At 39.3% G+C, this 20,280-nt stretch carries 20 protein-coding genes; 18 read left to right on the top strand and 2 right to left on the bottom strand.

Annotation, left to right across the window (positions count from 1 at the left end; genetic code table 11):
• Positions 1–224: 224 nt before the first annotated feature.
• On the bottom strand, positions 225–1,313 hold the full coding sequence (locus AQPE_RS01605) for a hybrid sensor histidine kinase/response regulator (protein WP_318349292.1): 1,089 nt from the start codon (positions 1,311–1,313) through the stop codon (positions 225–227).
• Between the two features lie 1,306 nt (positions 1,314–2,619).
• On the opposite strand from AQPE_RS01605, the gene AQPE_RS01610 reads away from it, so the two are divergent.
• From AQPE_RS01610 to AQPE_RS01675, 14 genes are all read left to right on the top strand, one after another.
• Entirely contained in the window at positions 2,620–3,168 is a 549-nt protein-coding gene (locus tag AQPE_RS01610; RefSeq protein WP_318349293.1) for a UpxY family transcription antiterminator, read from the top strand.
• Positions 3,169–3,386: 218 nt separating this feature from the next.
• Positions 3,387–3,902 carry a winged helix-turn-helix domain-containing protein gene (locus AQPE_RS01615; protein WP_318349294.1) on the top strand — a complete coding sequence of 172 codons (516 nt, stop codon included), beginning with the start codon at positions 3,387–3,389 and terminating at the stop codon, positions 3,900–3,902.
• Positions 3,903–3,920: 18 nt separating this feature from the next.
• Positions 3,921–4,709, top strand: a complete 789-nt coding sequence (locus AQPE_RS01620; RefSeq protein ID WP_318349295.1) for a polysaccharide biosynthesis/export family protein — start codon at positions 3,921–3,923, stop codon at positions 4,707–4,709.
• Between the two features lie 266 nt (positions 4,710–4,975).
• Positions 4,976–7,384, top strand: a complete 2,409-nt coding sequence (locus tag AQPE_RS01625; protein ID WP_318349296.1) for a GumC family protein — start codon at positions 4,976–4,978, stop codon at positions 7,382–7,384.
• 12 nt (positions 7,385–7,396) lie between these two features.
• The gene (locus AQPE_RS01630) at positions 7,397–7,780 is read left to right on the top strand and encodes a BT0820 family HAD-type phosphatase (protein WP_318349297.1); all 384 of its coding nucleotides are present in this window, start codon (positions 7,397–7,399) and stop codon (positions 7,778–7,780) included.
• Between the two features lie 34 nt (positions 7,781–7,814).
• Entirely contained in the window at positions 7,815–9,662 is a 1,848-nt protein-coding gene (glmS, locus tag AQPE_RS01635; protein WP_318349298.1) for a glutamine--fructose-6-phosphate transaminase (isomerizing), read from the top strand.
• Positions 9,663–9,717: 55 nt separating this feature from the next.
• On the top strand, positions 9,718–9,963 hold the full coding sequence (locus AQPE_RS01640; protein ID WP_318349299.1) for a hypothetical protein: 246 nt from the start codon (positions 9,718–9,720) through the stop codon (positions 9,961–9,963).
• Between the two features lie 117 nt (positions 9,964–10,080).
• The gene (locus tag AQPE_RS01645; RefSeq protein WP_318349300.1) at positions 10,081–10,281 is read left to right on the top strand and encodes a hypothetical protein; all 201 of its coding nucleotides are present in this window, start codon (positions 10,081–10,083) and stop codon (positions 10,279–10,281) included.
• Between the two features lie 120 nt (positions 10,282–10,401).
• Positions 10,402–11,712, top strand: coding sequence for a nucleotide sugar dehydrogenase (locus AQPE_RS01650; protein WP_318349301.1), 1,311 nt, complete (start codon positions 10,402–10,404; stop codon positions 11,710–11,712).
• A 101-nt stretch (positions 11,713–11,813) separates the two neighbouring features.
• Positions 11,814–12,941 (top strand): DegT/DnrJ/EryC1/StrS family aminotransferase, encoded by a 1,128-nt coding sequence (locus AQPE_RS01655; protein WP_318349302.1) that lies wholly within the window; start codon positions 11,814–11,816, stop codon positions 12,939–12,941.
• Position 12,942: 1 nt separating this feature from the next.
• Entirely contained in the window at positions 12,943–13,524 is a 582-nt protein-coding gene (locus tag AQPE_RS01660) for an acyltransferase (RefSeq protein ID WP_318349303.1), read from the top strand.
• A 27-nt stretch (positions 13,525–13,551) separates the two neighbouring features.
• Complete coding sequence (locus AQPE_RS01665) at positions 13,552–14,562, top strand: Gfo/Idh/MocA family protein (RefSeq protein ID WP_318349304.1); 1,011 nt, start codon at positions 13,552–13,554, stop codon at positions 14,560–14,562.
• Between the two features lie 624 nt (positions 14,563–15,186).
• A complete protein-coding gene (locus AQPE_RS01670; RefSeq protein WP_318349305.1) occupies positions 15,187–15,396 on the top strand; it encodes a hypothetical protein in 210 nt (69 codons plus the stop codon).
• 45 nt (positions 15,397–15,441) lie between these two features.
• Positions 15,442–15,801 (top strand): hypothetical protein, encoded by a 360-nt coding sequence (locus tag AQPE_RS01675; protein WP_318349306.1) that lies wholly within the window; start codon positions 15,442–15,444, stop codon positions 15,799–15,801.
• A gap of 48 nt (positions 15,802–15,849) precedes the next feature.
• On the opposite strand, the gene AQPE_RS01680 is transcribed toward AQPE_RS01675, so the two are convergent.
• Complete coding sequence (locus AQPE_RS01680; RefSeq protein ID WP_318349307.1) at positions 15,850–16,230, bottom strand: hypothetical protein; 381 nt, start codon at positions 16,228–16,230, stop codon at positions 15,850–15,852.
• A 263-nt stretch (positions 16,231–16,493) separates the two neighbouring features.
• Here AQPE_RS01680 and AQPE_RS01685 point away from each other — a divergent pair, with 263 nt between their 5' ends.
• The 4 genes from AQPE_RS01685 to neuB are packed head-to-tail and all read left to right on the top strand — an operon-like array spanning position 16,494 to position 20,274.
• On the top strand, positions 16,494–17,474 hold the full coding sequence (locus AQPE_RS01685) for an NAD-dependent 4,6-dehydratase LegB (protein ID WP_318349308.1): 981 nt from the start codon (positions 16,494–16,496) through the stop codon (positions 17,472–17,474).
• 1 nt (position 17,475) lies between these two features.
• Positions 17,476–18,633 carry a LegC family aminotransferase gene (locus AQPE_RS01690; RefSeq protein WP_318349309.1) on the top strand — a complete coding sequence of 386 codons (1,158 nt, stop codon included), beginning with the start codon at positions 17,476–17,478 and terminating at the stop codon, positions 18,631–18,633.
• On the top strand, positions 18,630–19,262 hold the full coding sequence (locus AQPE_RS01695; RefSeq protein ID WP_318349310.1) for an acetyltransferase: 633 nt from the start codon (positions 18,630–18,632) through the stop codon (positions 19,260–19,262). Before AQPE_RS01690 ends, AQPE_RS01695 begins: the two co-directional genes overlap by 4 nt.
• 1 nt (position 19,263) lies before the next feature.
• Positions 19,264–20,274: an N-acetylneuraminate synthase gene (neuB, locus tag AQPE_RS01700; RefSeq protein WP_318349311.1), complete on the top strand. Its 1,011-nt coding sequence runs from the start codon at positions 19,264–19,266 to the stop codon at positions 20,272–20,274.
• Positions 20,275–20,280: the final 6 nt, after the last annotated feature.

Genomic DNA, 20,280 nt, shown 5'->3' on the forward strand with positions numbered 1-20,280 from the left:
GAAAAATCCTCAGATCAGAATTATTATTTTTTTTACTTATTCTATAATAGAGGCATATTAATCGCAACGGGGAGGAGTCGTCTGGTTCTCAATTATCAATCAACCAATGAATTACATTTTAACAATTCTCCCCAATAAACGATTATTATATACTCCCAATATATATATATATAAATACTCATAAAGTTTTACAGAGACATTGGTTTCTAATATGTAGAAAAATATTATCCCGGGATTTGTGGTGATGCCGGTAGGGTTAATTTCACTATTGTTCCTTGTGTGGTGTTTGAAATCTGTAAAGTTCCGTGGTATCTCTGGGTTATCAACATGGAAGTAATCAAACCAAAGCCAGATCCTTGTTGCGCGATTTTCTTCTGGTTAAACTGATTGAACGCACCAATATCGGACACATTATCAATCGGAAATCCAATACCATGATCCTGGATCTGGATCTCCAGGTGGTTGTTGTAAGTAGCATTCATTACCACTACATTCGATTTTGGCTCCGAAAATTTAAAGGCATTGTCGACCAATTCTCTGATCAGGAACACAAAATCGTCATAGTCAATGATCAATTCAGCATTTTCTAACTTAAACATCAAATCACCAACCCGTTCGTATTTCTTTGCGACCCTGATTGAAACTTTTGCAATAATTTCATGAATATTATTTAAACCAGCATTATCAGAACCAAAATCATTCTTTGAGCTAATTAAGACATAGTTTAGATAATTATTAATAATACTGTGCAAACGATTGCCGTTCAGTTCAATCTCTGATGCCATTTCTTTTATTTCATACCTGCTCAAAGATTCAGTATCATCTTTAATCAGGCTTGCAAATCCAAGTATTCCATTTAAGGGAGTTAATAATTCATGCGGTAAAGTGTGAAGTACTCTCGCTCTAAGATCATTTAGCCGGGCTTGTATCCTGTTATTTATCTCGACCGATTTTTGAAGTCTTACACAAATAACCTTTAATAATTTCTCCAGCAAAATTGGCTTTACTATGAAGTCATCTGCCCCAAGCTCCATCCCTTTTCGAATCTCGTCCTGCTCAGCCAATGCAGTTAAAAAGATGAATGGAATCAATGCCGTAGAAGTATCGTTTTGTAATTGTCGGTATACTTCAAAACCATCTAGTTCAGGCATCCGGATGTCGCATAAAATTAGATGCGGTTTTTTCGTTTTTGCTATTTCAATTCCCTCAAAACCATCACCTGCTCCAAAAACATCATAACCTTCAAATTTCAGTGCCTCTAATACTTCTTCACGCAAGCAAGTATTATCATCGATAAATAATATTTTTTCCATAAGCAGATTTACTCAATCGAGATTCAATAGTAAATAAATATCTGTTCACATTCCGTTCATGACCTGAATCAATTATTTCTTTTATGACAGCTTAATCCTTTTGAATAAATTTCTTCCGATAGTAAATAATCTGAGTTAGTAATACTTTAAAAACTGAACTTCGAATTATTCCGGTTAATGCGCTATGCTTATCAAATACTTCTAATCGATGGAGTCAAGACAAAAAAAGATAATTATACAAAAACTATAAGCTATCGGGCGTGGACAATACATGGACAAAATTAACTTAATGGCACTTTGTTTCATTTTTGTGATATATAAGTGTTGCGTTAATTTTTAATTTATCCGTATAAATAACTATATACTAAAGTATTATGAGCGTTCTTTAATTTTTTGATTTGAATTGACTTTTCTTTTGCGCTTAATAATATCCTCATTATCGGTATTCAAAAAGACTGTTTAATAGCTAATTACGGAATAGAAGTCAATCAGAATTTCAAAAAATCGTATGATTTTTCACCACTCAATTCTTAACGCATCAGTAGTATTTGTGATATATGAATTTAAATACGAACCATTCTCCCTTGTCCACCTTTTGTCCCTGTTCTGTAATAAATACATGCTTTGAAATGCACTAAATTTGACAAATTTATTTCGACTCTATATCTAACAAAATGGTTAACATTGATTTAATATGGCCTTAGGTTCTGAATTTTCTGCAGAAACAAAGAACTAATACCGCATTACAGCATAATGTGGTGCCTTTATCTCTGCTTTTACTTTTGTAAAATGGAGGATTAAGTATGAGAGCATGAAATTCAAACCGTTCCAGTCTAAAGATTTGACACGTCCAATCATTACTAAACGATAACCGGTTTCAGGCGGTATACCTGATGCGTTCTATTTGCAAATTCAATTAAAAAGCCCCGGAGAAATTCCGGAGCTTTTAATCATTCATCCAATTAAACAATCAAATGATTTTATTTTAGAATTATATTTCAAATCATCAAATCTGCGTAATACGAATTTATTTCTTTCGATTACTTAATTGTTATTTTCTTTAAATAAGATGTTTAACCGCAAATTTCAATCAAAATGAATTTACGGATTATCAATTCTGTTTACTCCGTCCATGTTTTGTCCACGTCCTTTCCATTTAACCAATATCTTTTTTGCGCAATATTGTACCACAAAATTATACAAAGTATAACTGATGGGAGTCAATTGGCGTAGCCATGTTTAAGATGCTTTAAAAGGCTATATGCAATACTCTTTGCTATTTGTATTTTCTAAATTAATAAAAACCATGATCGGCATCACTACAAAAAAACAATACAATTGGCATGCGGTATATTTAAGATCCAGAACAGAAAAAAAAGTATTTGATGAAATATCAAATAAGCGAATTGAATGTTACCTTCCTCTGCGATCATCAAAACGAGTTTGGAGTGATCGGGTTAAAATTATTACAGAACCTGTTTTACCTGGCTATATTTTTGTTCGAATTAGTTTGTCTGAATATTATGATGTTCTAGTTACTAATGGTGTGTTAAAGTATGTCTGTTTTGATAACAAACCTGCGGTTGTTAGCGATTATCAAATTAACCTTTTGAAACTTTTTGTCGAGCATCTCAATGACAAAATTGAGGTTTCATCTGAACGACTAAGAAAAGGCACTTTTGTAAAAATTATCAATGGTCCTTTAAAAAATGTCGTTGGTGAAGTTAGTGAAACGCGGGGCAAAAGTTATTTGATACTGCGTTTTGAGCAGTTGGGTTATACGCTGCAAGTGGATTTGAGTCAGAATGAAGTTGAGATTTTGCCAACGGAGAGCTTAGCCGAAAGTATCGCGTAATGTCCATTGTGACAAGCCAAGCTCTTACCAGTACCAGTATCGTATTAAGCTTGAAATATTGATTATCATGAACAACAGATTCCGAAACAAGGCTTCGACGTGAGCTCAGCCGAACGTTCGGAATCACTTACCGTCATAAGTAACTTAACACAACACCAGCGTCATTTTTAGCCGATTGATTTGGTGTTCAGAAAACGGGAAACAAATATGAGCTAAAAATGCTTCAGGAACTAATTACTTCAAAAACAAGAATTCAGCTTTTATTTATGTTCTTTTTAAACAAGGAGAACATAACTTATTTGCGCGAATTAGCACATGTGTTAAACGAATCTACCAATTCCATCCGTCAGGAGCTTACAAAACTTGAAGATTTACAGTTGCTAGTTAGTTTTAAGCTAGGCAATAAAAAGTTTTATCGAGCAAATGTTACTCATACTTTCTTCCCTGATATCCGGAATATGCTGCTTAAAGAAATCGGTTTTGATTCAATTAAATCCTTATTGTATCGGGATGTATTGGGCTTGTCTGAAATTTTCGTAATTGGTAGTTATGCACAAGGTATTAACTCAAATATTATTGATCTTGTGCTGATAGGGCAACAGTTAGATAATAACCAAATCAGCAATGTCATTAGGGAGATTGAGTTGAAAGTGAAAAAGAAAATACGGTTTTTGATCCTGAGAAACAATGAATTTAACAAATTCTTTGGGCATTCAAAAATGTTTAAAATCTAAAATTACATATCTGATAGTATGAACAAATATTTAAACCTCTTCTTCATTGTCTCTCTGATATCTTTATTCTCGTGCCGAAGCAGTAAAGATCTGATTTTAATGAAAGATGCAACCAATGATGATCTTTTCAAAGGATTGCCTTTACAAACAACCGAACACATTCTGAAGGCCGGCGATATTCTTTATATTAGTATTAAAACAATGAACGCCGAGGTAAATGCTGTGTTTAATCCAGAATCAAATATGGAAACAAGCACAGGACAGGGGTATCAAAAGTACACAACTCCAAGTGGTGCCTACCTATATGGATATGAAATCGGAGCAGATGGCGCGATTAAACTGCCCATGCTGGGTAAGATTCAGGTTGCCGGAGTTTCAGTTTCTCAGGCAGAACCGATTGTTCAGAAAAAAGCAGACGAATTAATTAACGACGCCATTGTTAAAGTCAAATTGCTGAATTTTAAAATTACAGTAACCGGTGAAGTCCGTAATCCGGGAGTCTATTATAACTACAACAACTCGATCACGGTAATCGAAGCCCTGGCGATGGCCAATGGAAATACGGATTATGCTACAATTAAAACAGTTATGGTGATTAGGCCAGGCGCAGAACAAAATAAATCCTATTTCCTCGATCTTAGCTCTAAAAACATATTCGCTGCTGAGGCATTTTATTTGCAACCTAACGATTATGTTGTTGTGCAACCCGACCGGTATAAAAATTTCCAGTTAAACAGCCAGGCTTATTCCCTGTTCTTTTCTTCCTTATCGCTACTACTTGCAGTATTGGGTTTTGTTATTAAATAACATGAGTATCCGGCATTTTCCCATTGCGTATAAAGTGAATCACAATGTGATAATTGATTGTTATTTAGCCGTTTGATAATTAATTACTGACCATCAAATAACAATCAATGACTCCATTTTTAATTAAGAATGCACATTTGGGAAGGTTAATAAATAATCATTTAAAATAAATTCATCAGAAAATTGACTATGCAAGCATTAAACAGCTGTCCAAAAAACATTGATCATTCAATAATAATTTAGCCCAAATAAATTTGTATATAAATATGGAAAATATAGATAACATTTACGAGGTATTAAAAGAAGAAGATGGACCGGACATTAAGAAAATAATTTATCTGCTGCTCCGGCAATGGCATTGGTTTTTACTATTTGGCGCCCTGGGCTTTGGAGGGGCGTATTCCTACACCCGATTAACTAAACCAACCTATTCAGTAAGCGGCTCCATTCTGATCCCAGAAAAATCGAATGAAATGGATTTGAAAGATTTGTTTAGTGGCGCCCTGCAAGGTGGTCAGGACAACACAAAAATAAACAATCAGATCGAGATTCTTAAATCCTCGTTTACGATTAACCATACCTTACTAAACCTAAACTGGCGGACAAGTTGGTATAAAAAGGATCTTTTTATTTGGAATGGAATCTACAAACAAGAGCCCTTTGATGTGCAGGAGACCCAGTCATTTATTAATCCGTCAGGCATAAAAATATACATTACACCAACGAGTCAAAATTCATATTTGGTTTCAGGTGTCGGAGAATTAAATGTTCAGGGTAAAATTTATATAGTAAAATTCAACAGCAAGGGTGAATTTGGTCATCCTTTCCGAAACGAATATTTCAATTTCACGATCCTGAAAAAGATTAATATTTCCGACATTCCGGATGGTAAATATTATTTCGTGTTTAACGATCAAAGGGAAATGACACTAGCCTACCAAATAAGACTGGATGCTACTTTGAAGGATGAAAAAAGCGATATTGTACTCTGCACTATTAAAGGTGAAGAACCGGAGAAAGAGAGTGATTTTCTGAATGAACTTATTAAAGTTTACATTAGGCAGAAAATGGAAGTTCAAAACGAAGCACAGCGTCGTTCTCTCGATTTCATCAACACACAGCTTGCCGGAATCTCCGATTCACTCGACCGTGCCGGAACTAAATCTACTGAATTCAGATCCAGAAACGATATCATAGATTTGGGAGCTGAAGGAACACTGGTGATGAATACTCTCAAGGAAGTTGAATCCGAAAAAGCTCAAACCCAGATGCAACTCGACTATTTCAGGAACGTTCTTGACTATCTCGAAAAAAACGGAGACCTGACCAAACTGGTGTCGCCTTCGGTGGTTGGAATTGAAGATGCCTCGCTGAATGCACTGGTTGTAAATTTAGGCGAATTGTTTTCCCGCCGTCAGGTTTTGTCCTTCACAGCCAGAGCCAATAACCCAACACTGATACTGCTCGACAAGGAATTGGCACAAGCCCGTACCCGATTGAACGAAAACATTCGAAACCTGATTGACAATGCGAATCGATCGATCAATAGTCTGAAAGACAGACAAGATAAGATCATTTTACAGTTGAATAAACTGCCCCAAAAGGAGCAGCAAATGATTAACATTCAACGTCAGTTCGACCTGACCAATGAAATTTATACCTTCATGCTTCAAAAACGTGCAGAAACAAACATCGCGCTGGCTTCCAGTATTTCTGATGTCCAGATTATCGAAAGCGCAAGTCCAGATACGGCACTCTCAGTCGGCCTGACCCGAAAAACGATTTTGCCCATCGGTTTTATTCTGGGGCTGTCTCTGCCAGCTGGATTCATTCTGCTCGTAAACTTTTTCGACACCCGCATCCGTACCCAGGAAGACATTGAAAACAATACCCAGCTCCCCATCATCGGAAATATCATGCACAGTTTCGATGCAAATGAGCTGACTGTTTTCGGAAATCCAAAGTCAAACATTGCCGAATCATTTCGCGACTTACGCACCAACCTCGAGTTTATGCTTTCCGGCACTCAGGCAAAAGTAATCTCCATTCACTCGACCAACCCCAGTGAAGGAAAAACATTTAACACCACCAACCTTGCCACAATCCTGGCTATGAACGATAACAAGGTCCTGATTATTGGCGCTGATATGCGAAAACCGAAACTCCATAGGATATTTAAGGTCGAGAACGAACATGGTTTGAGTACCTGTCTGATCGGAGCAGATACTTTTGAACAGGTCATCTTTCCAACTCAGATCGAGAACCTGTATCTTTTGCCTTCAGGCCCCGTTCCACCAAATCCGGCAGAAATCCTGAGTAAGCCTGCTATGAAAAACCTGATTGAAATGGCCCGCAATCAATTCGACTATGTCCTCATCGATAACTCCCCGGTGGCATTGGTAACTGATGGAATTATTGCAAGCCGGGTATCGGACCTTAATATTTTTATTCTCCGTTATGGCGTGTCGCACAAACATCAGCTCGAAATGATCAACCAATATGCCGAAACGAAAAAGGTGACTAACATTGGCATCATCGTGAACGATATAAAAGTCAATTCGTTCGGCTACACTTATTACAAATATTACCAATACGAAGCCTATCAGAAAGACTACTATGCCTACGGCGAAGATGGAGTGGAAAAACGCCGGAAAAAGAAGGTGAAGAAGGCGTAAATTCGTATCTACATGATTATAGCTGTAGATTTTGATGGCACCATTGTCGAACACCGATTCCCGGATATTGGGCGTGTCCGTCCTTTTGCCTTTGAAACGCTTCTGGAACTACAAAAGAAAAAATACAAGTTAATTTTGTGGACACATCGTTCCGGGCGGCAACTTGAAGAAGCTGTGGCGTTTTGCCGTGAGAACGGCTTGACTTTTTATGCCATTAATAAAAATTACCCGGAAGAAAAATGGTTCGAACACGACAGCCGCAAAATTGTGGCCGACATTTATATCGACGACCGGAACCTGGGGGGTATTCCTTCCTGGGGCGAAATTTACCAGATGATCTGTCCCGATGAAACAGAAGTTTCTTTTAAGAACAATAAAGCCTGGTGGAAACGGTGAAGAATCTTACTTTCCAATAATCCAAATTAGAAACATGTGTGGAATAGTAGCATATATTGGATACAGTGAAGCTTTCCCTATTTTAATAAATGGGTTAAAACATCTTGAATACAGGGGTTATGATTCATCGGGAATAGCTTTATTGCAAAAAGGCCAGACGACTAATATATTCAAGAAAAAAGGTAAAGTCAAAGAACTGGAAAGGTACTGCGAAGGGAAAGATATGACCGGCTGTTTGGGCATGGCCCATACACGCTGGGCAACTCATGGCGAACCTAACGATACAAATGCTCATCCGCATGTGTCCATGAGAAGATTGTTCACGATTGTGCACAATGGAATTATAGAGAACTACGGGAAGCTTAAGAAGGATCTGTCCGAAAAAGGATATACCTTTTACAGCGAGACCGATACTGAAGTTTTGGCTAATCTTATCGAATACATGTATGTTCAGGGGGAAGTATTGGATGCTGAACAAGCCGTTCGAATGGCTCTCTCTCGTGTTGTCGGAGCTTTTGGACTCGTGGTGATGTGTCAGGCGGAAGCTTTAAAGTTGATTGCAGCACGGCGCAGCAGTCCACTGGCGATCGGTATCGGGCAAAATGAATATTATCTGGCTTCGGATGCTACTCCTTTGGTGGAATATACCCAACGTGTCGTCTATCTGGATGATAACGATGTGGCCATTTTAACATCGAACAGTTTTACTTTAAAAACTATTGATGTTGATAAAGAAAAAATACCTGAAATTCAGAAGCTGGAGTTGAGCATAGGAGCTTTGGAAAAAAATGGCTATGATCATTTTATGCTAAAAGAAATTTTCGAGCAACCCGAAACCATAGAAGCTTCTTTCAGGGGACGCATAAATACCAAAAATAACGAGATTATTCTGGGAAGACTTACTGATGTAATGCCTCGAATCCTGGAAGCACAACGGATTGTTCTTATTGCCTGTGGCACTTCGTGGCACGCTGCACTTATCGGCGAATACCTGATTGAAGAGTTGGCTCGGATACCGGTTGAAGTGGAATATGCTTCCGAATTCCGATACCGTAACCCTGTGCTCAGTTCGAATGATGTCGTATTGGCTATCTCTCAAAGTGGTGAAACAGCCGATACGCTATCAGCGGTTCGGATGGCTAAAGAACATCAGGCCATGGTATTGGGAATTTGTAATGTGGTGGGGTCCTCGATGTCCAGGGAGACGGATGCCGGGATTTATACCCATGCGGGAAGTGAAATCGGGGTCGCATCTACCAAAGCGTTTACAGCGCAGGTAACCGTATTGACCTTACTGGCACTCCGGCTGGCACGTTTGAAACAAACGATTCCGGAAGAACGTTTTCATGCCATTGTAACCGATTTGTTGGCGGCGCCGGAAAAAATCAGGACAATACTTCAATCGTCAAATCATATTCAGTACATAGCTAATAAATACAGAGATGCAGTTAATGCCTTATACCTTGGACGTGGATATCTTTTCCCGGTAGCGTTGGAGGGGGCTCTTAAGCTCAAAGAGATTTCTTATATCCATGCCGAAGGTTATGCCGCAGGGGAAATGAAACATGGTCCTATCGCTTTAATTGACAACAATATCCCTGTCGTAGTTGTAGCGCCAAAGGATCGGTATTATGAGAAGGTGGTAAGCAATATTCAGGAAGTTAAGGCCAGAAAGGGGAATGTGATTGCTGTGGTTTCCATGGGAGACAACAGGTTAAAAGGAATGGTCAACGATGTTTTGGAAATTCCCGAATCTGATCCGATCGTAACGCCCTTGCTCACTGTAATCCCTTTGCAATTATTTGCCTATTATATCGCCGTTCTTCGAGGTTGTGATGTTGATCAGCCCCGTAATCTGGCTAAATCGGTAACTGTTGAGTAATTCGCTAATTGACTGGCAAATATATAATGAACAGTTTTTAATTCATGAAAGAAAATTGATTAGAAAAACTGTTTTGCAATTCGATCAGTATGCTGAGCTTTTCTTATTAGGACCAGGAGCCAAGCATTACGGAAGGCAAATTGATGTTTATATTAAAAGCAAATGCCTGACTGCCGATCAGCGATGGACAATCAAGCAGAAACTTAATGCTGATTATTTCCTGTCTCACATAGAAATGGTATGCGGAATTGATGATGAGAAACTGCTGGAGAATTTAAAAGTCATTGGTTTGGCAATCTGATACACGGGTCCCAAAACTTATGAGTGCAATTAGTCGAATGCTTTTTCGACGGAAATTACTATGAATCAATCATTCAAAATATTAGCTCTAATTTTTAATATTGTAAAATAGAAAATTATGGAATCATTTTATGTTAAAATAAAGAACCCGAAGGCAAAAAGCATCTTAAAAGGCTTGGTTGATTTGAATATGATTAGCATTAAGGAAACCGAATCCACAAACAAGTTTTCAGAATTGCTGAATAAATTCCGGAAAAAATCTGATTCACTTTTATCGTTTGATGAAATCACTAATGAAGTTGATGTCGTCAGAAAATAGAAGAGAGGAGAAGGCCGATTTATCGGAGTAGAATTCATTTATTTTTTTGACCGTAGAGGTCACATTAAAATTTAAAAATAGAATCACCATCTTTCATTAATCCATTAATTGATCATTTGTATGAATAATGCTTCTGTATTGTTGGATAAAATTGCTGCCAATAAAGAAATAGTCGGGATTATTGGTCTGGGTTATGTAGGACTCCCCCTGGCGGTGAGCTTTGCCCAGGCTGGAATTAAAGTCATAGGTTTCGACAAGTCGCCAGCCAAAGTAGATAGTATAAATTCCGGGACCAATTACATTAAAGATATCCGCGATGAAATTTTACGTGAAGTGGTTGAAAACATTACATTTTGTGCAACCACTGATTTTACCCGGATCAAAGAATGTGATGCTTTGCTTATATGTGTCCCAACCCCCTTGGATAAGTTTCGCAAACCGGACATGAGCTTTATCGAATCAGCCTGCATTTCAATCGGTCAAAACATGAAACCGGGTACTTTTATTAGTCTCGAAAGCACGACTTACCCAACTACTACTGAAGAATTTATGCTTCCCATTATTGAATGTGAATCTGGATTAGAGCATGGAGTCGATTTTTGGTTGGCCTATTCACCCGAACGGGTTGATCCGGGTAATGCCAATTTCCACACTAAAAATACACCTAAAGTTCTGGGGGCTATCTCTATTGAGGGATTGGAAATTGGAGAAAAAATTTATTCTAAAGCCATTGACCGTCTATTTCTGGTAAGTTCGCCCAAAGTAGCCGAAATGGTTAAAATTTTGGAGAACACCTACCGTTTGGTTAACATTAGTTTGATTAACGAACTGGCGCTGCTCTCCGGCAAAATGGGTATCGACATTTGGGAAGTGATTGAAGCAGCTAAAACCAAACCTTTCGGATTTCAGGCTTTTTATCCGGGACCGGGCATTGGCGGACACTGTATCCCGCTCGATCCGTTTTACCTGGAGCATATCGCGAAAAAGTACGATTTCGATCTAAGTATGATTCATGCAGCAGGTCATATTAATATGCGTATGCCACATTACATGTATATTAAAATTGCCACAGCTTTAAATAGCATTAAGAAAGCGGTCAATGGCAGTAAAGTATTATTTCTTGGTGTGGCTTATAAACCAAACATTGATGATGCACGGGAATCTCCTGCTCTGGAAATCATGGATATTGTGGCTAAAAAAGGTGGCGATGTCACATATAACGATCCACATATTCCGGTTCTGAATACTCATGGCGGGAAAAGCTTAAACTCCGTAGAACTTTCGGCAGAAACACTTGCTTCAGCAGATGTCGTCGTGCTCACGACTAATCATGCAGCTTATCCGTTGGACTTTATATTCGAGCATTCTCCTTTGATCGTTGATCTCCGAAATATGATCAGTGAAAAATCGGATAAATTATATAAACTGTAAAGTCGGGAATTGACAATGCGCTTTGCAACGATCTTGAAACATATTGTGGATTTATCCGAATTTACGAATCAAAACATAGTGATCAAACCAAAATTAAGCAAATGAATATACAAATGGTTGACTTACAAGGTCAATATCACAAAATGCAAAATGAAATCGATCAGGCCGTTTTGCAATCGATTCGCAACGCAGCTTTTATCAACGGACCTGAAGTAAAACTCTTTCAGAAAAAGCTGGAAGATTTCACAGGTTCGAACTATGTAATACCATGTGCCAACGGGACGGATGCCTTACAAATTGCATTAATGGCGCTTAATCTGAGTTTTGGCGACGAAGTTATTGTCCCCGCATTTACTTATGTGGCCACGGCTGAAGTAATTGCGCTACTTGGACTGATTCCTGTTATGGTTGATGTCGATGCCCGTACATTCAATATCGATCCTGCACAGATCGAAAAGGCAATTACCTCTAAAACAAGAGCCATTGTGCCTGTCCATTTATTCGGACAGTGTTCGGATATGAAACCGATTATGCAATTGGCAGAGAAATACAAACTTTGGGTCATAGAAGATAATGCCCAATCACTCGGTTCGGAATATACGTTTAAAAATGGAGTGACCCGGAAAACCGGCGCTATCGGCCATATTGGATGTACCTCATTTTTTCCTACTAAAAATTTGGGTTGCTATGGTGATGGTGGAGCGATTACAACTGACAATGAGGACCTCGCTATTAAATTAAGGATGATAGCCAATCATGGCCAAAAAGTAAAATACCACCATTCTGTTATCGGATGCAATTCAAGATTAGACACCGTTCAGGCCTCGGTTTTAAACGTTAAGCTGAATTATCTGAGCGAACATCTTGAAGCCAGGCGAAAAGCGGCAAATTCTTATACTGAAGCGTTAAAAGATTGGCCTTTTGCGCATATCCCTGAAACAAACGACAATGTACTCCATACCTACAACCAATATACATTAATTGTTAAAAACGGGTATCGGAATGAACTAAAAGCTTTTCTTGCTGAACGGGAAATTCCAACGATGATTTATTATCCATTGCCCTTATATCGTCAGGAGGCATTTAAAAGATATGCCGGAAACGGATATTTCCTGACGAACACTGAAGACCTGTGTCAGTCAGTTTTATCTATTCCAATTCATACCGAATTAAACGAGGAAATCCAATCCCACATTATTTCCAAGATCCTTGAATTTAATCCCCAATAATATGAACCAACAAATCTATTTCGCTCACGAAACGGCTCTAATCGATGAAGGTTGTATTATTGGTGAGGGCACCAAAATCTGGCATTTTTCGCACATTATGTTCAGGTGTCGATTAGGCAAGAATTGTAACATCGGCCAAAATGTGGTGATCTCGCCTGAAGTGATACTTGGGAATAATGTAAAAGTTCAGAACAATGTATCCGTTTATACTGGCGTAACCTGCGAAGATGATGTTTTTCTGGGACCTTCCTGTGTCTTCACCAATGTAACAAATCCACGCAGCGCGGTGAACCGTCGCGGCCAATATGCTAAAACGCATGTGGGGAAAGGTGCAACCATCGGTGCCAATGCAACCATTGTTTGCGGACACAATGTCGGCACTTATGCATTAATAGGCGCCGGAGCTGTCGTTACCAAAACTGTTCCTGATTATGCACAGGTGGTAGGAAACCCTGCCCGGCAAACCGCATGGATCAGTGAGTTCGGGCATAAATTGAAATTCAATGGCGATGGTATGGCCGTCTGTCCCGAAAGTCAGCAAAAATATCGACTCGAAAACAATCAGGTCATTCGTATAGATTAGTTCCAATTCGTGAAATTCGTATATATAATGAATCAGAAAATTAAATTTGCAGTAATCGGTTGCGGCCATATCGGGAAACGACATGCCGAAATGATCAGCCGAAATGAGGAGGCAGAACTGGTTGCCTTAATCGACATTAAAGATCCTTCAGAGTTAAACATCAATCAATACGATGTTCCGTTTTTCCATTCTTTAGACGAGTTTTTTGCATCCGGTATTGCCTGCGATGTGGTCAATATAGCAACGCCCAATGGATTCCATGCCGAACATGCTTTGGAATGTTTGAAAAACAACCTACACATAGTAGTTGAAAAACCCATTGCTTTAACCAAAGCCGATGCCGAAAAAGTCATCTTCCAGGCACTGCATTTTCATAAACATGTATTTGCCGTGATGCAAAACCGTTATTCTCCCCCATCGGTCTGGATTAAAGAAATGGTGGAATCCAGCAAATTAGGCAAAATATATATGGTGCAGTTAAACTGTTACTGGAACCGCGACGACCGCTATTACAAAACCGGTGGATGGCACGGAAACAAAAAGCTCGATGGTGGAACGCTCTTTACACAGTTCTCTCATTTTATCGACATCATGTATTGGTTGTTTGGCGACATCGAAAATATTACCTCTCACCTGCGTGACTTTAATCACCAGGATCTGACCGATTTTGAAGACTCCGGGTTTGTTAATTTCGATTTCAGTAACGGGGGCATGGGTAACCTGAATTATTCGACAGCAGTTTGGAATACCAACATGGAAAGCAGCATGACCGTTGTGGCGGAAAACGGTTCGGTTAAAATCGGCGGACAATACATGAACGAAGTGGAATACTGCCACGTGAAAGAGTATACCATGCCTGAGTTGGCACCCACCAACCCGGGCAATGATTACGGGGCTTACAAAGGATCGGCCCAGAACCATAATTTCGTGATCGAAAATGTGGTCGATGTGCTTCAGCAACGGGCTGCCATTACCACCAATGCGCTGGAAGGCTTAAAGGTGGTGGATATTATTGAACGAATCTACGCTGCTTCCTGAAACAAACAATGAATATTGAAGAATGGGGACAGAATGGACGATCACAACAATGCCTTGTAAAAACAAAAGTCAACTATCAATATTGGATTGTAAAAACAAAATATAAGGGGAAATGAAATAACTAAGTAATAGGAACAATTTATTGTCGTATTTTATAAATCACTCACCCCATGTCCGCTGGCGGACATTCCCCCTCTCTTCAAGAAGAGAGGGGCAGAGCATCGCAGATGCGATAGGGTGAGTCCAGTTTATAGGCCGATAAAAAATGCGACATTATTTCATTCTGATTACTTAAATAAGATTCTTTTCAAGAATCTTATCACAAAAAATAGGTGATTGGTCGGGATTATACCTCATTACAAATTTCTACAACTATTACACCCGGCCTGCTGCCGGCAGGGACGCTGTCGCTAACCCCTATCGAAAGATTGTAACTCAACCGACTGTTCTTTTTTCAACCAACATAATTTTTCGAAACGAATCCATCGACGCCAATGTCAATTAATCCAAGAGATTACAATTGCAAAGATGAGGAACTGCCCGTTATTGACGGGTTTGTTCTCAGTAGCATGAAAAAAGACTTGGCTGATTTTACAGCGTACTCACCCAAGTTCGATGCCGCCTATGTCAGTAATTTTGAACCCTGAACGCGGAGGTAAGCGAACTGGTTACACCAGTCGAGGAGAGGGCAAACTGAAAAGCATTACCGAACGGTTGTATGCCAACATGAAAAAGCTGCAGCAACCGCTTAACTGGCTGGAAAACTACCTCGACATGGCTGAAGGGCTGCTCCCTGTTTCGGTGGCCGACTTTGGCATCAGTGGGCTGCGCTAGGCGGACAATTCGCGCGACGCGGAAAACGTACTGAAACAACTGCGGGTGGTCAACCGGAACATTGCCCGCTACACCGACGTTCTGACGGCCCAGGGCTTCACGGCCCAGCAAGCCGACCTATTCGTCGGATCGGTGAACCTGATTGATCAGGACAACAACGCGCAGCATGATATTCTCAGCAATCGCACGCAACTGGTTGAAGGGAATATTGGCCTTCTGAACGACTTGTATGCCATCATCAAGCGAATTTGCAAAACCGGAAAAGCTTTGTACAAGGACAGTATGCCGGTGAAAGTGCCGGATTACACTTTTTCAAGCTTGAAAAAAGAAGTCGGCAACCAGGCGATTAAAAAGGAAACCCTGGAAAGCGGACAGAACACACCAATCGGCGAAACTGTTACCTAGTTTAGCCCAATTGCTCTGACGAAGCCTGGCAGCCTCACCGTTAACGGCTTAATACGGATACGAAAAAAGAACAGCAAGCCGAGAAAAGCTGGTGTTCGCCTGTCTGCCGAACAGGCAGGCGCACCGGTTTTCCGGTATTTTTCCGCTAAACGCCAAAGTAGCTCTGCTAAAGGCCAAATTGGTTCCGCTGAACTCCTGAGTGATTCCGCTGAAGGTCTGACCAGTTCCGCTAAAGACCTGAGTGGTTCCGTTGAAAGCCTGATCGGTTCCGCTAAATGCCTGAGTGACCCCGTTGAAGTTCCGGGTAGCTCCGCTGAAAAGGGTTTCAAGTTTGAGAAAAAAGTAAAACCTGCTTTTAGCCGGGGCAGTATATCGTAAATTAAATGAAGCACTAAATGAAGGGATTATAAATCGCAGGCTGAAAGGCACCGATAACCTATCCGTACCGTTGGCGTTCGGCCAAAAATCACAATTTTGTCATTGAAATGCGATTGATGTGCTTAAACAACGGGCGTCCATTACCACCAATGCGCTGGAAGGCTTAAAAGTGGTGGACATCATTGAACGGATTTATGATTCAAATTCAGGTTAAGTAATTTATGGCATAGAATTACTAAATAAACCACAATAACCCTTTTTAGAGATCACCTTATTCCCTAATCATTAATATCCATAATTAATATTTTTAGTTAATGAAAAAAGTACTTGTAACAGGAGCCGATGGATTTATCGGTTCACATCTTACTGAATTACTGCTCGAAAACGGATATCTGGTAAGAGCGTTATCTAATTATAATTCTTTTAATAATTGGGGCTGGCTGGAAGATCTTCCAGCTAATCCAAATCTAGAAATCGTTTGTGGAGATATACGCGATCCATACTACATGAAGCTAATTATGAAAAATATGGATATTGTTTTTCATTTGGCCGCCTTGATCGCTATTCCTTTTTCTTACGTTGCTCCTGATAGTTATGTGGACACCAATGTAAAGGGAACTTTAAATATTTGCCAGGCAGCCAAAGAAAACGGTAATACTCGAGTAATTCATACCTCCACTTCTGAAGTTTATGGAACTGCACAATATGTTCCTATTGATGAAAAACATCCCAAACAACCACAGTCTCCATATTCGGCATCCAAAATTGGTGCTGATGCAATGGCTTTAAGCTTTTTTAATGCATTTAATTTACCGGTTACTATTGCACGTCCTTTCAATACTTATGGACCAAGACAATCGGGAAGAGCAATCATCCCAACCATAATTTCTCAAATAGCCAATGGTATTAAAGAAATTAAATTAGGTGATCTCACTCCCACCCGCGACTTTAACTACGTAAAGGATACCTGCAAAGGATTTATCGCACTTGCAGAAAATGATTCAACAATTGGGAAAGAAATCAATATCGCTTCTAATTTTGAAATATCAATGAAAGACACGCTTGATTTGATCAAAATAATAATGAAGTCGGATGTGAAATTTATTACTGAGGAACAACGTTTAAGACCTGAAAAATCTGAAGTTTTTCGATTATGGGGTGACAATACGTTGATAAAAGAATTAACTGGTTTTATTCCTGATTATGACATTGAGCAAGGATTAACGAAAACCTGTAATTGGTTTGCCAATCCTGAAAACTTAAAGAAATATAAAGCAACGCTCTATAACGTTTAAAATGGAATCCAAATTCAACGAAATAATCAGGTTTATCCGAGAAAAGTACAATACTCCGGAAGGCCTTATCGCATTGCATGAACCACGGTTTAAAGGCAACGAAAAAAAATATGTCAATGAATGTATTGACACAACTTTTGTTTCAAGTGTAGGCAAATATGTTACCCGATTTGAAGAAATGATTGCTGAATTCACGGGTGCAAAACACGCCATAGCTGCGGTAAACGGAACAGCTGCATTGCATATTGCTTTGCTGTTAAGCGATGTAAAACCCGAAGATGAAGTAATCACACAAGCTTTGACCTTTATTGCCACTGCCAATGCGGTTGCCTATACAGGTGCAAAGCCCATCTTTATAGATGTTGACAAAGATACCATGGGTTTATCTCCCAAATTACTTGAGATTTTTTTATTAGAAAATACTGAGGCCGTAAGAGGCTTTTGCATAAATAAGAAAACGGGCAAAAGGATTAAGGCCTGTGTCCCAATGCACACATTTGGACACCCATGCCGCATCGATGAAATTATCGCTATTTGCAACAGATATAACATTGATGTAATTGAAGATGCAGCTGAATCTCTTGGCTCTTACTTCAAAGGACAACATACCGGCACCTTTGGAAAGTTCGGCACCTTGAGCTTTAATGGAAACAAGACCATTACAACCGGCGGAGGTGGAATGGTTTTAACTAATGACGATGAATTGGGGAAACTCGCCAAACACATCACAACGACAGCAAAAGTTCCGCACCGTTGGGAATTTGTGCATGATAGAATTGCCTATAATTACCGATTAACCAATCTGGCTGCTGCTTTGGGGTGTGCACAAATGGAACAATTGCCAGAATTCCTTTTACAAAAACGAAAGTTATCGGAAACCTATTCTTCCTTTTTCAAACATCTGGGAATTGAATTCGTAACCGAACCTAAAAACTGCTTATCAAACTATTGGTTAAATACACTTGTTTTGAATGACAAAAAAGAACAAACAAGCTTTCTTGAACATATGAATAACCGTAATGTAATGGTCCGCCCTGTTTGGCAACTGATGAATCGCTTAGAGATGTACAAAGATTGTCAATGCGACTCCCTGACAAATTCAGAATGGCTGGCAGACAGAGTTGTCAACATTCCAAGTAGCGTAATCGTTAATTTATGAAACCTATTATCCTCATTGGCGGCGGCGGACATTGTATCTCCTGTATCGATGTTATCGAGCAAACCGGGTTGTATCAGATTATAGGAATTCTTGATTTACCAGAAAAATTAGGAGAAAAAGTTTTAAACTACTCAGTAATTGGGACAAACAACGAATTAGAGCGTTTCTTGCCGGATTGTACTGATTTCCTGATTACTGTTGGACAGATAAAATCTTCTACTTTACGTGAAAAATTATTCCAACAGGTAAAAAAAGCCGGCGGTAATTTGCCTTTAATTATCAGTCCGATTGCCCATGTTAGCAAATATGCATCAATTGATGAAGGAACCATTGTCATGCACCACGCGCTAATTAATGCAGGAGCATCTGTAGGGAAAGGATGCATAATTAACTCCAAATCATTAATCGAACATGAGGCTAAAATTGGTAACTTCTGTCATATTTCAACTGCAGCCAATGTTAACGGGCAAGTTAACATTGGTGATCGCAGCTTTATAGGCAGCAATACTGTAATAGCAAACAATACGAATGTTGCGTCCAACACAGTGATTGCTGCAGGCTCCCAGGTGTTAAGAAGCATTGATTCGCCTGGAATTTATATCGGTCACCCCTTACGAAAGATTAGATAATATGCATACGCTAATTATAGCAGAAGCAGGTGTTAATCACAACGGTGATTTTGAACTTGCAAAAAAGCTTATTTCAGTTGCGGCTGAAGCAGGTGCTGACTTTGTCAAGTTCCAGACTTTTAAAGCTGACAAAATCGTTAACAAAACTGCAAAAAAAGCTGACTATCAGCAACAAAATATCAACGATGGCGACGATTCTCAATACGCCATGCTGAAACAATTGGAAATGCCGGAAGAATGGCATATTAAATTGATCCGGTATGCCGATGAATGCGGCATCCAATTTTTATCTACTGGTTTTGACCACGAAAGCATTGATTTCCTAGATCAATTGGGCTCACCATTTTTTAAAATTCCTTCTGGCGAAATCACGAATAAACCCTATTTGCGCCATATAGCACAAAAATCGAAACCTGTTATACTTTCAACAGGTATGGCTAACATCAATGAGATCAAAGCTGCATTGGAAGTGCTAACTGAAAATGGAGTTCCCAAACAAAACATTACGATATTGCATTGCAACACCGAGTACCCAACTCCAATGGAGGATGTGAACTTAAAGGCAATGAATTCTATTGGAAATCTACTTAAAGTAAAAATTGGTTATTCTGATCATACGCAAGGAATCGAAGTTCCAATAGCTGCCGTTGCTTTGGGTGCAACTGTTATTGAAAAACATTTTACATTGAACCGCAACTTGCCGGGACCTGATCATAAAGCCTCTTTAGAACCCGATGAACTAAATGCAATGGTACGGGCAATTCGTAACATTGAAAAAGCTATTTCCGGATCTGGCATAAAAACACCAAGCCCAAGCGAACAAAAAAATATCGTTGTAGCACGTAAATATATTGTGGCAGCAAAACCAATCAGAAAAGGTGAATTATTCACAGAAGAAAACCTGACCGTAAAAAGATCGGGGAACGGTATTAACCCAATGCTGTGGGATGATGTTATAGGTCAAAAAGCCATAAGAGATTTTAAACCCGATGATCTGATTGAGATTTATTAACCCAAA

Origin of the sequence: Aquipluma nitroreducens (assembly GCF_009689585.1) — a bacterium.
Classification (GTDB): Bacteria; Bacteroidota; Bacteroidia; order Bacteroidales; family Prolixibacteraceae; genus Aquipluma; species Aquipluma nitroreducens.

Excerpts from the sequence above, each read along its gene's own strand:
- AQPE_RS01605 (WP_318349292.1), bottom strand. The coding sequence starts at position 1,313 with ATGGAAAAAATATTATTTATCGATGATAATACTTGCTTGCGTGAAGAA.
- AQPE_RS01610 (WP_318349293.1), top strand. The coding sequence starts at position 2,620 with ATGATCGGCATCACTACAAAAAAACAATACAATTGGCATGCGGTATAT.
- AQPE_RS01615 (WP_318349294.1), top strand. The coding sequence starts at position 3,387 with ATGCTTCAGGAACTAATTACTTCAAAAACAAGAATTCAGCTTTTATTT.
- AQPE_RS01620 (WP_318349295.1), top strand. The coding sequence starts at position 3,921 with ATGAACAAATATTTAAACCTCTTCTTCATTGTCTCTCTGATATCTTTA.
- AQPE_RS01625 (WP_318349296.1), top strand. The coding sequence starts at position 4,976 with ATGGAAAATATAGATAACATTTACGAGGTATTAAAAGAAGAAGATGGA.
- AQPE_RS01630 (WP_318349297.1), top strand. The coding sequence starts at position 7,397 with ATGATTATAGCTGTAGATTTTGATGGCACCATTGTCGAACACCGATTC.
- glmS (WP_318349298.1), top strand. The coding sequence starts at position 7,815 with ATGTGTGGAATAGTAGCATATATTGGATACAGTGAAGCTTTCCCTATT.
- AQPE_RS01645 (WP_318349300.1), top strand. The coding sequence starts at position 10,081 with ATGGAATCATTTTATGTTAAAATAAAGAACCCGAAGGCAAAAAGCATC.
- AQPE_RS01650 (WP_318349301.1), top strand. The coding sequence starts at position 10,402 with ATGAATAATGCTTCTGTATTGTTGGATAAAATTGCTGCCAATAAAGAA.
- AQPE_RS01655 (WP_318349302.1), top strand. The coding sequence starts at position 11,814 with ATGAATATACAAATGGTTGACTTACAAGGTCAATATCACAAAATGCAA.
- AQPE_RS01660 (WP_318349303.1), top strand. The coding sequence starts at position 12,943 with ATGAACCAACAAATCTATTTCGCTCACGAAACGGCTCTAATCGATGAA.
- AQPE_RS01665 (WP_318349304.1), top strand. The coding sequence starts at position 13,552 with ATGAATCAGAAAATTAAATTTGCAGTAATCGGTTGCGGCCATATCGGG.
- AQPE_RS01670 (WP_318349305.1), top strand. The coding sequence starts at position 15,187 with ATGTCAGTAATTTTGAACCCTGAACGCGGAGGTAAGCGAACTGGTTAC.
- AQPE_RS01685 (WP_318349308.1), top strand. The coding sequence starts at position 16,494 with ATGAAAAAAGTACTTGTAACAGGAGCCGATGGATTTATCGGTTCACAT.
- AQPE_RS01690 (WP_318349309.1), top strand. The coding sequence starts at position 17,476 with ATGGAATCCAAATTCAACGAAATAATCAGGTTTATCCGAGAAAAGTAC.
- AQPE_RS01695 (WP_318349310.1), top strand. The coding sequence starts at position 18,630 with ATGAAACCTATTATCCTCATTGGCGGCGGCGGACATTGTATCTCCTGT.
- neuB (WP_318349311.1), top strand. The coding sequence starts at position 19,264 with ATGCATACGCTAATTATAGCAGAAGCAGGTGTTAATCACAACGGTGAT.